This is a genomic window from Corynebacterium sp. LaCa117 (genome assembly GCF_046717765.1).
Classification (GTDB): domain Bacteria; phylum Actinomycetota; class Actinomycetes; order Mycobacteriales; family Mycobacteriaceae; genus Corynebacterium; species Corynebacterium kefirresidentii.
This window is the reverse complement of the sequence record NZ_CP177102.1, coordinates 1,329,317-1,342,681: the sequence shown is the minus strand read 5'-3', so window position 1 is coordinate 1,342,681 and position 13,365 is coordinate 1,329,317. Positions and strand designations below refer to the sequence as shown.

11 protein-coding genes are annotated in these 13,365 nt (G+C 58.5%); all 11 read right to left on the bottom strand.

All coding sequences use genetic code 11. From position 1 onward, the window contains the following. Positions 1-9 precede the first annotated feature (9 nt). On the bottom strand, positions 10-2,826 hold the full coding sequence (locus ACLI1L_RS06640; RefSeq protein ID WP_411707175.1) for a DEAD/DEAH box helicase: 2,817 nt from the start codon (positions 2,824-2,826) through the stop codon (positions 10-12). A 21-nt stretch (positions 2,827-2,847) separates the two neighbouring features. Further along, positions 2,848-3,843, bottom strand: a complete 996-nt coding sequence (tatC, locus tag ACLI1L_RS06635) for a twin-arginine translocase subunit TatC (protein ID WP_086587749.1) — start codon at positions 3,841-3,843, stop codon at positions 2,848-2,850. 207 nt (positions 3,844-4,050) lie between these two features. Further along, a complete protein-coding gene (gene tatA, locus ACLI1L_RS06630; protein ID WP_023021558.1) occupies positions 4,051-4,314 on the bottom strand; it encodes a Sec-independent protein translocase subunit TatA in 264 nt (87 codons plus the stop codon). Between the two features lie 96 nt (positions 4,315-4,410). After that, a complete protein-coding gene (locus ACLI1L_RS06625) occupies positions 4,411-5,367 on the bottom strand; it encodes a helix-turn-helix transcriptional regulator (RefSeq protein WP_086587683.1) in 957 nt (318 codons plus the stop codon). 2 nt (positions 5,368-5,369) lie between these two features. After that, positions 5,370-6,356 carry a helix-turn-helix transcriptional regulator gene (locus ACLI1L_RS06620; RefSeq protein ID WP_411707174.1) on the bottom strand — a complete coding sequence of 329 codons (987 nt, stop codon included), beginning with the start codon at positions 6,354-6,356 and terminating at the stop codon, positions 5,370-5,372. 38 nt (positions 6,357-6,394) lie between these two features. After that, positions 6,395-7,774 carry a Pup--protein ligase gene (gene pafA, locus ACLI1L_RS06615; protein ID WP_411708359.1) on the bottom strand — a complete coding sequence of 460 codons (1,380 nt, stop codon included), beginning with the start codon at positions 7,772-7,774 and terminating at the stop codon, positions 6,395-6,397. Positions 7,775-7,812: 38 nt separating this feature from the next. After that, on the bottom strand, positions 7,813-8,004 hold the full coding sequence (locus ACLI1L_RS06610; RefSeq protein ID WP_086587680.1) for a ubiquitin-like protein Pup: 192 nt from the start codon (positions 8,002-8,004) through the stop codon (positions 7,813-7,815). A 44-nt stretch (positions 8,005-8,048) separates the two neighbouring features. Next, the gene (gene dop, locus ACLI1L_RS06605; RefSeq protein WP_086587679.1) at positions 8,049-9,581 is read right to left on the bottom strand and encodes a depupylase/deamidase Dop; all 1,533 of its coding nucleotides are present in this window, start codon (positions 9,579-9,581) and stop codon (positions 8,049-8,051) included. After that, positions 9,578-11,143 (bottom strand): proteasome ATPase, encoded by a 1,566-nt coding sequence (gene arc / locus ACLI1L_RS06600; protein WP_086587678.1) that lies wholly within the window; start codon positions 11,141-11,143, stop codon positions 9,578-9,580. The genes dop and arc overlap by 4 nt, the downstream gene beginning before the upstream one ends. A gap of 73 nt (positions 11,144-11,216) precedes the next feature. After that, the gene (locus tag ACLI1L_RS06595; protein ID WP_023021551.1) at positions 11,217-12,053 is read right to left on the bottom strand and encodes a tRNA (adenine-N1)-methyltransferase; all 837 of its coding nucleotides are present in this window, start codon (positions 12,051-12,053) and stop codon (positions 11,217-11,219) included. Positions 12,054-12,081: 28 nt separating this feature from the next. Then, the gene (locus ACLI1L_RS06590; protein ID WP_411707173.1) at positions 12,082-13,335 is read right to left on the bottom strand and encodes a M18 family aminopeptidase; all 1,254 of its coding nucleotides are present in this window, start codon (positions 13,333-13,335) and stop codon (positions 12,082-12,084) included. Positions 13,336-13,365 lie beyond the last annotated feature (30 nt).

The window sequence follows — 13,365 nt, the reverse complement described above, 5'->3', positions numbered from 1 at the left end:
CCGCGGACTTTAGGCGCCGATGGCTACCACACCGCGCTGAATGGCATCGATAGCCCGACGGGCATTGCGCTGAATCTCGCCGTCATAGCCGGTCTTCGCCACCTGCTGCAGGAGGTCAATGACCTGACGGCACCAGCGGACAAAATCACCGGGGGTAAGTTCGGCGCCGGCTTCATTAGCGGCAGCCATGCAATAGCCCAAGGGGGCACCGGCTGCCCATTGGTGGACGGCCAGGGCGAAACCAGCCTCCGGCTCACGGGTAGGCGGCAGGCGATGCCGTTGCTCATCGGCGGTGAGTTCGGTATAAACGCGCCACGTGCCATTCATGGCATCGGCCATGCGCTCGGTAGCTGCTTCTGGCTGCCCACTGGTAGCCTTGCGGTTTTCGAAACAGCACAAAGAAGCAACGCCGGCAAGCTCGGCAGGATCCAGCTCATCCCAAATCCCGCGCTTCAAGCACTGTGCCACCAGCAGATCGGATTCGCTGTGGATTTTGGCTAAGCGTTCTCCTTCCTCCGTAATCACTGGCGTGCGATCGGCGCCCACCCCGGTGAATTCGACATAGTCCATCTCAGCCAAGAGATCCACAATGCGCTCAAAGGTGCGGCCCAAAGTATCTGTAGCTTTGTTGACTTTGGACTGGAGCTTGTCTCGATCTCGCTCGCGTCGCGCCAGTTTTTGTGCCAAGCCCGCCAGCTGCTCGCGGTCGGTGGCCGGCCACTCGTGTGCGGGATGGGCGCGTAGCTGATCGCGCAACTGCCCTACCCGCTTATTGGGCCGAGTACGGGGCTGCGACTTCATTCGCTTGGGGCGGTCGAAGTGCTCACGGCGCAAGACATCCTGCACGTAATGTGTATTGCGCCGTGGGTTCTTGCGTACCGGCTTCGGCACTTTAATGCGCCCCACCTGAATGGGAGGATTATTGATCCCGGCGGCGTCGATCCGACCAGACCACCCAGATTCCGTGGTAATCCACGGGCGGGGATCCGCGGTCTGGTTAGCGGGCGTGACAACCGCAGCGAGAATAGGGCGCTTCTTGCCGGGCATGGCGATAACATCACCCAGCTGCAACCGGCCCAGAACCGCGATTACTTCTTGGTTGCGTTGGTGCACGCTATCGATTTTGGACTGCTTTTCTTCAGCGCTGAGTTCGCGGCGCAGGCGGACGTAGTCCATCAGTACCTCGGCGGGATCTTCCCCGTCTTTGGCAGGAGGTGCTAGCGACGCCACGGCATCATCCAGCTGGCTGCGCAGCTCGCGTACTCGATGTTCCGCGCGCTCAATTTCACGGGTTTCTTCCACCACCGAGCCATCCGCTTGGAACTGGGCAAAAGACTTTTCTAACAAACGGAGAGAGTCTTCGAACCCGAGCATGCCCAGCAAGTTGATCGCCATATTATAGCCCGGCGCAAAGGTAGAAATGAGAGGGTAAGTGCGGGTGGAAGCAAGGCCGGCTACTTGACGCGGATCCATGGCGGGGGCCCATTGCACGACTGCATTGCCCAAGGTATCGATGCCGCGACGCCCCGCGCGGCCAGTTAGCTGCGTGTACTGGCCGGGGGTGAGATCAACGTGGGCCTCACCATTGAACTTGATGAGCTTTTCTAGCACCACGGTGCGCGCCGGCATATTGATGCCGAGAGCCAAGGTTTCCGTAGCGAAGACGGCGCGGACGAGGCCGCGTACGAAGAGGTCTTCCACGATGTGTCGGAAGGCCGGCAGCATACCTGCATGGTGTGCCGCGAAGCCCCGGGAAAGGGCTTCGCGCCAGCGCTTGAAGTCTAGGACCTGTAGATCTTCTTCGGGGATACCTTCTACACCAGCATCGACGATTTCTTTGATCTGCTGCGCTTCTTCCTGGGAGGTAAGCACCATGCGGCTGCGCAGACACTGATAGAGCGCGCCATCGCAGCCAGCGCGGGAGAAAATGAAGGTAATGGCCGGCAGCATGTCTTGGGACTGGAGTACTTTGAGCACCTCGGGGCGGCCCAAGGGGCGATAGCGATCCTGCTGGCGAGAAGCACCGGAGCGTCCCCTTCCCTTTCCGCGGAATTCGCTACGCCCACCGCCCTTGTGGCGGGCGCGTGCGCGAAAGCCCTTGCCGGACTTATAGTCTGCGCGACCGTCGTCGGTATCGCCGGCCTCAAGGCGCTGGATTCTACGCTCCAGCTCGGTGTTGACTTGTCCGCCGGATTCGGGTTCGAAAAGCGGATAAATCTTACGTCCCAGCATCATCCACTGGTCGAGCGGAACTGGGCGGTGCTCGGAAACGATGACGGTGGTATCGCCACGCACAGTGGAAAGCCAATCGCCGAACTCCTCCGAATTGGACACTGTGGCAGAAAGGCCAATGATGGAGACATGGTCTGCCAGGTTGAGGATTACCTCTTCCCACACTGCGCCGCGCGAGGCATCGGCCAAAAAGTGAATCTCATCCATGACGACATGGGTAAGGCGATCTAGTGCTGCGGATTCTGCGTAGATCATATTGCGCAGCACCTCGGTGGTCATAACGACGATCTCTGCATCGGAGTTGATCGATACATCACCGGTGAGCAGACCGACGGCTTCCTCACCATGTTCCTCAACCAAGTCGTGATACTTCTGGTTGCTCAACGCCTTAATCGGCGTTGTGTAAAAGCATTTGGTCCCCCGGCTCAATGCTAGCGACACCGCAAACTCGCCCACGATGGTCTTGCCGGCGCCGGTCGGCGCGCACACCAGCACACCGTGCCCGTCTTCCACGGCTTGGCAGCCCTTAACCTGGAACTCATCCAAGGGGTATGGCAGGGCTGCAGAAAAAGAATCCAGATGAGTTTCAGTCATGACTCCCCAGGCTACCCGTGCCTAGAGGACATCGTCGAAAAAGCCGCCGCTGTTCGACGAAGTCCCGGTGCCGCCGGTGGTCCACGTCTGCGGCTGCTGTCGCTGTGCCTGCTGGACTGGTTGAGAAACCTGCTGAGAAGGAGCGGGCGAAGGGTGTACCTGGGTTGGCGCCGCGACGGGAGTAGGCCCGCCGACCGCTCCTGGTCCGGCGCCGAGCGGTGAGGCTGTCTCGTCATCAAGGTCCATCCACTCGGGGCGCTGGCGTTGCATGCGCTTATCGTGGATGCGGCAGAACTGGAATGCAATCTCGAGGAGGAAGATTAAGGCGCCGGCGAGAACCAACATCGAAAAGGGTTCCTGGCCTGGGGTGACAACGGCGGCGAAAATCATCACGACGACAATAATGATCCGCCGCTTGTCCTTGACATGCTCATATTCCAGCACGCCAATAAGATTGAGCGACACAATGAGCAGGGGGATCTCAAAGCTGATGCCAAAGATGAGCAACAATGCCAAGAGGAAGTAAAAATAACGTTCACCTGTCAGCGCTGCGGTTTGATATTCGACACCGATGCCCATAAGGAATTCCAGACCAACGGAGAGGATGAAATACGCCAGCACTGCGCCGGCGAGGAACAAGCTCACCGCAGCGGTGAGGAAGCTCAAGGTGTAGCGTCGCTCGTTCTTATGAAGGCCAGGAACCACAAAGGCCCACACTTGATATAGCCACACTGGCGAGGACAATACCGTGCCCGCCAAGGCGCCTACCTTCAAACGCAGCAGGAGCATTTCAAACGGGCTGGTGGCTAAAAGACGGCATTCGCCATCCGCGCTGAAAGAGGCGCGCTTATCCGCTGGTAGAGCACAATAGGGGCCACGGAGAATCTCACCCAGCGGGGAGATACCGAACGGAGCTTGTTGGTACCAGATAAAACCTATGATCGCCCCGACGACCACCGCTAAAACAGCGATGATGACGCGGCGGCGCAGCTCCTGCAGGTGCTCCACCAAGGTCATCTCCCCGGTGGGGTTCTTCGGCTTACGGGAAAACCGCAGCTTCCCCTTCACGTTCTTGCTTGGTTTCGGGGCAGAAACAGGCTGTGACTGTGGCGACATCAGTGTGGCTCTTTCAACGCAAAGAAGCGAACACTTCCCTGCTACGCGGATTGCGAGGGCATATCCGCGCGCTGTAGAGGTGTTCGCGCAACGACGGGTTTGGGGCGTTTACTGCTGAGGGTTGGTGTGGTTCTGCTGGCCCGGCTGCATGTCTGGTCGGTTCCAGAATTCCTCGTCGGACTGCTGCTTCTGGTTCAGCTGTGCCTGCGCCTGGGAACGCTGGGTATCCTCGGACTGCATCTCATTAACCTCAGACTTGAAGATGCGCATGGAACGGCCCATAGAGCGTGCCAGATCCGGCAACTTCTTTGCACCGAATAGCAAGACGATAACGAGAACGATTAGGCCGATTTCCATAGGTCCTAGGCTCATGGAGAAACCTCTTTCAATTAGTGCGCCAGCATGCCGTGCAGCAGACCACCGGCTAATCTGCCGGTGAGCGGGCGCAGTTAACGGGCAAGTAACTGGCTATTGAGTATAGACGCTCAATGCGGCGTTTCCTCGTTCCGCAATGAGCTTAACCACGGATTGAGGAGCCACTACCCGCAACCTATCAGCTTGACCCAAGGCAAAGCGAATAAGCCACTCCACTGATCCCATAGGCATCGTTGCAGCTATTTCCCCATTTCCCAGGTCTTCGCCCAGCCGCATATCGTAGTACTCGGCCAGCCACGTGAATTCTTGGTGAATTGCTAATTTCACGGTGTCCGCGTTGCCCAAATTAAAGGGTGAAGCGGCATCAAAATCGAGGTCCTTCAGGTGCGGCTGCGACTGCTCTTTTTCCATATGAGCGTTCTTAATGCGGTCGATCCGGAAGGTGCGATGGGCTTGTTTTACTTCTTCCCACGCCGCTAGGTAGGGCTCAGAATCGACGATGAAGATGCGGGCCGGATCCACCAGTCTCTCGGATTCTGTATCAGACGAAGCACTCCAGTAGCGCAGCCGCACCCGCTTTCGTTCATTGACCGCTTGGGTCAAAAGCGCCTGGATATCCGTTTCTTCAGGGGCTGGAGTAGACAGTGAATCATAGATTGCCGCCGTCTTCTCATCCATGATGCCGCGCAATTTAGCAGCGGCGGATTCGACAGCGTGGGCGTCGATAAGCCCCGGCATGGCCTGCAGGGATTCTAAGGTAAGGAGCAAAGCACCGGCCTCGGTGGGGGTAAGCCGCAAAGCTTGGCTCAGGCCTTGATCATTGTGAATGGTTACCCCGTCGCGGTAGCTGAAGCTGAGATCAATGAGGTCTTCAGTATTGCGGCCTGTGCCGGAACAAAAGAGGCGATCGAGGGCCTCCTTCAGCTCACCGGGTTCCATTCCCAAATCTGTAGCCGCTTCCATCGGCGTCTTGTCGGGGTGATTTTTAAAGTAAGGAATCAGGTTCAAAGAGCGCACGAGCGCTTGGAGCTTTTGCGATGCATCGGCCATAGCTAGCGTCCTTCCTGCCGTTGCGTGGCGGCGCGCAGAAGAGAAATGACCTCCTGGCGCACCCCGCCAGGTTCGACCACCTGTACCTCTGGCGCGTACCCGGCCGCTGTGCGCACGAGCCAATCCTTATCCACGTTGCGCAGCATTACTGTGCCATCAGGCTGCTTTTCGCCGGCATCCGTTAACTCCTGTGCCTTTCCCACCGGAATGATAAGCCGCGCGTCTACCTTTTCTCCGCGCTGCAGAGCGCGCTCTACCAAGGCCTGCAAGGTTTCCGTTGGGACGGTGTGTTCTGCGGGATGATGTGAGCGTTTGATATCGGAGACACGAAGCGCACGAAAGACACGTGGGGCGCCGCGGTCCACATCGAAACCCACGATGTAAATGTGGCTATCACGGTTGACCACTCCCCAAGGATCCATCACGCGGCGCACTGGCTCAGCGGCCGGGTTTGCGCGGTAGGAAAAAGTAATGCGCAGTCGGTTGCGCACCGCAGCGAGGACAGAGGTAATAACTTCCGGGGCGAGACGGGTGATGTCATTGACCGCTGTGTACACCGGCGCGCCGGAAAGGTTGCGCGAGGCGCCGCTGGCGGCAATCTTGGTCCACCCAGATAAAGAGAAATCGCTTAAGCCTCCCGTGGTACCCATTCCCCCTGCTATGCCTAAAACCATGGCCTCTTCCGGAGAAAATTCTACCGGCGGTAGCTGGTAACTACTCGCGTCAAGACGGTAGCGCGCGCCATCCTCACCACCGGAATGCACAATGGGCACCCCAGCGCGTTGGAGGGTCGCTATATCGCGCGCCAAGGACTTGGCAAAAGCCTCGCCCGACTTATCGCCGTACCCGGCAACGTGGCGACGAATCCATGCAGCGCTGCGATCAGGGCTACCGCCGGAGTTTGCCGCGCCTTGTAGCGCGAAGGAGAGGTTGGTGAGCCTTTCTACCGCCTCATCATGCCGTTTGGGCGTGGGGTTGTGTGCTGCCACGTGCTGTGTTGTCTCCCTGATATGACTCTATGGTGGATCTAGCTGTGGTGTGAACGCATATAGTCTAGCAATGCATCGACTCGTTCATCGTGGGCAATGAAGGGATCCAAAAGTTCCTCGGTTCGCGGTTCGGGCCGATTGACTTTCAGCCGCGTCCAATCAACGGTGACATTGGCGCCACAGTTACGCGCGGTAGCCAAGAACTGGCCGCGCAGCGCAGCGCGCGTGGTCGCCGGCGCTGTGTCCATCGCGCGTTCAATATCAGAATCCTCAATCCAGCGATCGATAAGACCTTTGCGCAGCAGTACATGGTAGAGCCCGCGTCCAGGACGGATATCGTGATAGGTCATATCAATCTGCGCCAGCTTAGGATGGTCCCACCGCCCACCGAGCCGCGCGCGATAGCGCTCAAGCAGTGCGAGTTTAATAACCCAGTCTATTTCCCTGTCCACTTTGGAGAAGTCTTGGGTTTCAATGGCGCGCAAGATGCGCTGCCAGAGATCAACTACGCGCCGCATTTCGGCGGTAGGGGTACCAGCGTCTTCCCTTTCTTCCAGCCATTGGCTTGCGCGCATACAGAGCTGCTGTTGCACCTCCAGCGCAGTGATGGATCCACCCCCGGCAAGCGGTAGTGCAGTCGATCCCGTCATATCGCGCGCAATAGCGCGGATATGGTGAATCGGCTTTTCGATCTCATATTCCGGCAGCTCAAATCCGGCCTCCAACATTTCCAAAATGAGCAGCGTTGAACCTACTTTCAGCGCCATAGTGGGCTCGGCCATATTGGAATCTCCCACGATGACGTGCATGCGGCGGAAGCGTTTGGAATCGCCATGCGGCTCGTCGCGGGTATTGATGATGGGACGCGAACGGGTGGTAGCAGAAGAAACGCCTTCCCACACCTGGTCCGCACGCTGCGAGAGCAGGAATTGGGCGGGCTTATCGCCCTTAGCGGGTTGGACCATGCCGGCGCCGCAGATGAGCTGACGGGTGATGAGGAACGGCAGGAGCGCAAGGCCCAGGTCCTTGAGAACCATATGGCGGCTAATGAGATAGTTTTCGTGGCAGCCAAAAGAATTGCCGGCTGAATCCACATTGTTTTTAAACAGGTACACCGCGCGCGGGTGCCCCTCGGCAGCAAAGGTTTGCTCCGCTTTTTCGCCCAGCCGGTTGACTATCGCATCGCCGGCGCATTCATAGGCCAGAAGCTGGCTTAAGCTATCGCACTCGGCGGTGGCTACCTCGGGGTGGGATCCGACGTCGAGGTAGAGGCGGCTGGCATTGGTTGAAAAAATATTGGAGGAGGAATGCTCCTGGACAATGGGCCGGAAAAGCACGCGCGCTACCTCATCGGGGCTCAGAGTCCGTTCCTCCGAGCCCGCGCTGGTAGCTAGGCCATATTCTGTTTCAATGCCCATGATGCGTCGGGCAAAGACAGGGCGCTGGTCAGTCACCCTTACTGCCCGCCCTTTTGGACATAGGAGCGCACGAATTCCTCGGCGTTATTTTCTAGTAGCCCGTCGATCTCATCGAGGAGTTCATCGGTGCCGGTGGTATTAATGCTGAGCTGCGTGGAGGTAAAATCCTCGTCGCCAGCGGAGTCATCGCCACCATTACCGCCGGTGACCTGAGACTGGTGAGTGGACATAGGTGGGAAATCCTTTCTGTGGATCCTGCTTTAATTCGTGGTTGTTAATTACGGTACTCGGGGTGGATCCCGCTGTCAGTGAGTCCTTGGAGAAGATCCTCGACCGTGTCGGCGGCATCAATCATCTCTCCACATTCAGCCTGAGTGAGACCAGTGGCGATATCCATGGGAACAGTGGCCCACGGTGCGGCGGTGCCCTCCCCTATTCGTACGGTGAGGCTTTGCCAGCTTGCGGCAATGATGTCCTCGCCGAATTTCTGCGTTACTCGTCCGCGAAAATAGGCGCGCGTATCAACCGGTGGCGTGGTTGCGGCACGCTCAATTTCGGCGGCGCTAAAGAGCTGCCGCATCTGGCCTTTACGCACCAGCGCGTGGTGTAGCGACTTTGCCGGATCGATCTCCGCGTATTGCAGGTCAATGAGCCGCAGCTTTGGGTCTGCCGGATCGATACCGCGGTCGAGGTAGCCCTTAATCAAGCGATACTTCGCCACCCAATCCAACAGGTGCGCGGCCTGCATGGGATCTTCCGCCAAGAGCGCAACTGCCTCGTCCCAAGCCGCGAGAACCTTGTGATCTGCGTCGATGCGTGGGGTGACGCGAGCGCGGTATTCGGCGAGGATTTCTAGGGCAGTGAGCTGGCGGGCGTCGGCAAGCGTGAGGCGATGCTGCAGCTTAAGGTCACGGCTCACTCGAGGGACCTCCGCCACAGCATCCTGCAGGCGAAGGTCGCTAAAGTCCACGCCCTCTTCGATGGCATCGAGCACCAGAGAGGTCATCCCCAGTTTGAGCAATGTAGACGTCTGCGACATATTCGCGTCCCCAATGATGACGTGGAGGCGGCCGAAGTCAGCATGGACTGCATGCGGCTCATCGCGGGTATTGATAATGCCGCGGTTGAGGGTGGTCTCCAGCGAGATTTCTTGCTCAATATAATCAGCGCGTTGGGAGATCTGGAAACCTGGCTCCTCACCAAACTCCCCCAGTCCCATGCGTCCAGCGCCGATGACTACCTGGCGAGCAACGAAGAAAGGGATGAGGGCCTGCGCCATGGTGTCGAAGTCCGTTTCACGGGAGTACTGATAGTTCTCATGAGAGCCATAAGAGGCGCCTTTTCCATCCACGTTATTTTTATAAAAACGCAGGGCCGGACAGGGCTCGTGGTTGGCAAGGACGGACTTTCCTTGCGCGCTCAGCCCCGCTACGGCCGCAGCCGCTTGCAGGAGCGTGGCGTCCCCTGCGGCGTCATAAAGCGTGGCGTCCCAGGCATTAGTGCATTCCGGCGCGGAATACTCTGGGTGCGCATGGTCGACATAAAAGCGCGCGCCATTAGCCGTGACCACATTGGCTACTCCAATGGCATTCGGGTCGACAACGGGCACCGTCTGGTAACGCTTGAGATCAAAACCGCGAGAATCGCGCAGCGGGTGTTCCTCAGCAAAATCCCAGCGTGACCGCGCCCCTGTGTGCATCGCGGCATAAGCTACCACCGCGTGAGTGGAAGAAATTATAGGCGAGTACTCCGGCAGCTCTGGGGTCGCAATTCCGTACTCGGTTTCGGTACCTACAATGCGGCTCATGCGCTCCTCCTTGTGGTCAATAACTCCACCCGTTCTACGCGGGCACCGGAATGGTCTTGGGAAATGATCTTGGTCCATTCCTCCGGGTTGGTGGAGGTAGGTACATATTCGGACTCGGCGCGCTCGGCTGCGATGGCATCGAGCAAGTGCTGCTTGGCGATGCCCTCGTGGTCCCCACCTGTCGCCTGCTCGCTGCCTGCGCGCAACCGCAGGGCGTCCTTGATAGCCAGCTTCTTGGCTCGAGAGAGGATATTGGCAATCATTGCGCCGGAGACAAAGTCGCGGTAATGCAATATTTCGCGTTCTCCGCTGGAAAAGTGCAGCTGTACGAAGGGGCGATCGGCATAAAGCTCATCCACCGCGGCGCTAATGAGTTCGTCCAGCGTTCCCTGGTGCGGCACAGAATCGGTGAAATGGCGGGCGAAAATCTCTCGGGCACCCTGTTTATTCGGCCGGTTAACCCGGATCTTGATATCAAGCCGGCCGGGGCGCATGATGGCGGGATCGATGAGCTCCTCGCGGTTGGTAGCGCCAATGACGATCACATTGGACAGGCTCTCAACTCCATCGAGTTCCGTGAGCAGCTGTGGAACAACCGTGGTTTCCAAATCAGAGGACACACCCGAGCCCCGAGTGCGGAAGATCGATTCCATCTCATCGAAGAAGATGACCACTGGCCGGTCAGCGCTGAGCTGGGCCAATTCGCGGGCCCGCTCAAAGATGAGGCGGATGCGGCGTTCCGTCTCCCCCACATACTTATTGAGCAGCTCTGGGCCCTTGATGTTGAGGAAGTAGCTCGTGCCCTCGCTGCCTAATTGCTGGGCTAAAGAGTGGGCTACTGCCTTGGCAATAAGCGTCTTACCGCACCCTGGCGGGCCATACAGGAGGACTCCCTTAGGAGGCTGCAGCTCGTATTGGTGATAGAGGTCGGGATGGATAAACGGTAGCTCTACGGAATCGCGAATCTGGGAAATCTGCTCGTCCAGCCCACCGATATCCTCATAGCGCACATCCGGGACCTCTTCCAAAGAAAGCTGGGTGACTTCAGTCTTTTTCACCTTTTCTAGTGCGATGGCAGCTTTGGGGTCCACGAGCACGACCTCGCCTGCTGGCACGCGAGTTTCCTCGCGCAGCGCATGCGAAAGCAGCACCACCTTTTCTTCACCAGAGGAATTTGCCACTATCAAGCGGTCATCGTTAAGACGCTCCACCACCGTTGCTAGCTCGCCCGTACGCTCAGGAGGGCAGCCTTCCACCACCACGAAACCATCGCCCAAGCGAACCTGCTGGCCGGCCGAGAGACTGCCTGGTTCCACGTTAGGCGAGACCTTAAGCTGCATAATGCGGCCATTGGTATAGACCTCCGCGGTGGTTCCCACTTCGCTGTGGGCAGAAGAATAGCCGAGAAAAACACCGTAGGTCGATGCCGGCTCGGCCAGCGCATTGAGCTCGGCAAAAAGCTGTTCTAGCTTCACGCGCGATTCTTTTAATAAGCCCGCCAACTTCTGATTGCGGGCGGCAAGCTGGCTGACCTGCCGCTTATAGTCCGTGGCTCCATCCATGCCCACTACTCTAACGCGGCGCGGGCAGCGAGAGAGGGCACTTGCGTTTTAAATTCTGGGCGTTAAAGCGGTCCTACTTCCGGGCACGGCGCTGCGGGCGTGGTGGGGTGACACCATCGGCCAGGCGGCGAGTCCAGATGAGGAAGGCGGTGTGCGCATTCATGCGGTGCTCTGGGCGGGTAGCTAGGCCTTCGACCTTCCATTCACGCACCAGGGATTCCCATGCCTTGGGCTCAGTGAAGCACTTGAGTTCACGAATGCCTTCCATGACCTTCATTAGCTGTGGCACCGTTGCCACGTAGGTCATAAACACGCCACCTGGGATCAGGAGATCGCGTACGGTCTCCAAGTGTTCCCATGGTTCGAGCATGTCGAGGATAACGCGGTCTACCGGCCCACCCAGGTCTGCAGCGGTAACGTCTGCCAGATCACCCAGGCGCGGCGACCACCACTCCGGCTGCTCGCCAAAATATTCCTTCACGTTATCCACCGCATACTCAAGGTGATCATCGCGCACCTCATAGGAATACACATGGCCTTCTGGGCCGACGGCACGCAGCAAAGACATGGATAGCGCACCGGAACCGGCACCGGCCTCGAGCACGCGTGCGCCCATGAAAATATCGCCTTCTACCAAGATCTGTGCCGCATCCTTGGGGTAAATCACCGCGGCACCGCGCGGCATGGACAGGACGTGGTCCACCATCAGGTGGCGGAAAAGTAGGAAGGAGGAGCCAAGGGTGGACTCAATAACCGAACCCTCATCCATGCCCACGATGTCATCGTGGTTAATTATGCCCTTGTGGGAGTGGAACTGGCCTCCTTCTTCAAGGATGACCGTGTAGTGGCGCCGCTTGGCGTCGGTAAGCTGCACGCGGTCGCCATAGGCAAAGGGGCCGGAATAAGCCATGTCTCAAGACTCCTCGAGGTTGCGATTACTATCCCACCAAGTATGCCTCAAGCGCTTGTGCAAGCCATACTTGGTCCCGCTCGCCCACCATTTCACGCGCCGAGTGCATCGACAGCATGGGCACGCCCACATCCACGGTGTCGATGCCCAAACGGGTTGCGGTGATGGGACCGATGGTCGATCCGCACGGCACGTCATTATTGCCCACAAAGCGCTGCACCGGCACGCCAGCCTCGTCGCACGCTGCTTCCCACAACGCCACTGTGGTGGCATCGGACGCATAGCGCTGGTTGCCGTTGATCTTGGTCACTGGTCCCTTGCCGATTATCGGGTGGTGCGTGGGGTCGTGCTTGCCCACGTAGTTGGGATGCACCGAATGCGCCGCATCGGCCGAAACACAGCTCGAGCGCGAAAACATTTGGAAACGTTCCTCCTCGTTGGCACCCAGTGCCCGGGCCGTTCGAGTAAGTACGTCCGCAAGAATAGGCCCGCCCGCGCCGTAGCGGGAGCTGGAACCTACCTCTTCGTGGTCAAAGGCCATCATGACCAAAATATCCTTGCCCTGATAGTCCTTGGCAGCATTCTTCATCGCCGCCAAGGAGGCATGTACAGAAGAAAGATTATCCATGCGGCCGGCTGCAATGAACTGTTCTCCTGCCCCAAAGACCTCACCGCGGGCGGCATCGGCCGTAATCAGGTTGAAGGATGCAATATCCTGCTTGCCGACGCCCGCCTTCTCCCCCACTACCTGCAAGATCGACGCCTCTGGGTCACCGACGCTGAGGATTGGTTGCATGTTGTGCTGGCGGTCTGGTTTGAACTCATCCTTGCGGTACAGGTGGATGGCCAAAGACGGCAGGCGCAGGACAGGGCCAGTATTTACCACATGCCGCGTGCCGTCTTTAGTCACAATCTGGCCAGCGACGGTCAACTCTCGGTCAAACCAGGTATGCAGTAGCGCCCCGCCATAGACCTCTACTGCTACTTGCTGCCAGCCCGCCGCCGAAAAGTCCGGCGTGGGTTTGAGCACCAGGCCCGGCGAGTCCGTATGTGACCCCACGATGCGAAAACCAGAATTCTTATCGGCCCCCTGTGGTACATACCAGGCCGCTACCGCGCCGCCGCGGACCATCACGTGGCCACCTGGCGCGGCCGACCATTCCTCGCTCTCATCCTGTAGATCAAATCCCACCTCGCGCAATTGGTGGGATACCTCCTCCGCAGCGTGATAAGAAGAAGGAGAAGCGGCGATGAAATCGAGGAAATCTTCGGTATAACTCATACCTCCTAGCTTGCCACGAAACGCACGACG

Excerpts from the sequence above, each read along its gene's own strand:
- ACLI1L_RS06640 (WP_411707175.1), bottom strand. The coding sequence starts at position 2,826 with ATGACTGAAACTCATCTGGATTCTTTTTCTGCAGCCCTGCCATACCCC.
- tatC (WP_086587749.1), bottom strand. The coding sequence starts at position 3,843 with ATGACCTTGGTGGAGCACCTGCAGGAGCTGCGCCGCCGCGTCATCATC.
- tatA (WP_023021558.1), bottom strand. The coding sequence starts at position 4,314 with ATGAGCCTAGGACCTATGGAAATCGGCCTAATCGTTCTCGTTATCGTC.
- ACLI1L_RS06625 (WP_086587683.1), bottom strand. The coding sequence starts at position 5,367 with ATGGCCGATGCATCGCAAAAGCTCCAAGCGCTCGTGCGCTCTTTGAAC.
- pafA (WP_411708359.1), bottom strand. The coding sequence starts at position 7,774 with ATGGGCATTGAAACAGAATATGGCCTAGCTACCAGCGCGGGCTCGGAG.
- ACLI1L_RS06610 (WP_086587680.1), bottom strand. The coding sequence starts at position 8,004 with ATGTCCACTCACCAGTCTCAGGTCACCGGCGGTAATGGTGGCGATGAC.
- dop (WP_086587679.1), bottom strand. The coding sequence starts at position 9,581 with ATGAGCCGCATTGTAGGTACCGAAACCGAGTACGGAATTGCGACCCCA.
- arc (WP_086587678.1), bottom strand. The coding sequence starts at position 11,143 with ATGGATGGAGCCACGGACTATAAGCGGCAGGTCAGCCAGCTTGCCGCC.
- ACLI1L_RS06595 (WP_023021551.1), bottom strand. The coding sequence starts at position 12,053 with ATGGCTTATTCCGGCCCCTTTGCCTATGGCGACCGCGTGCAGCTTACC.
- ACLI1L_RS06590 (WP_411707173.1), bottom strand. The coding sequence starts at position 13,335 with ATGAGTTATACCGAAGATTTCCTCGATTTCATCGCCGCTTCTCCTTCT.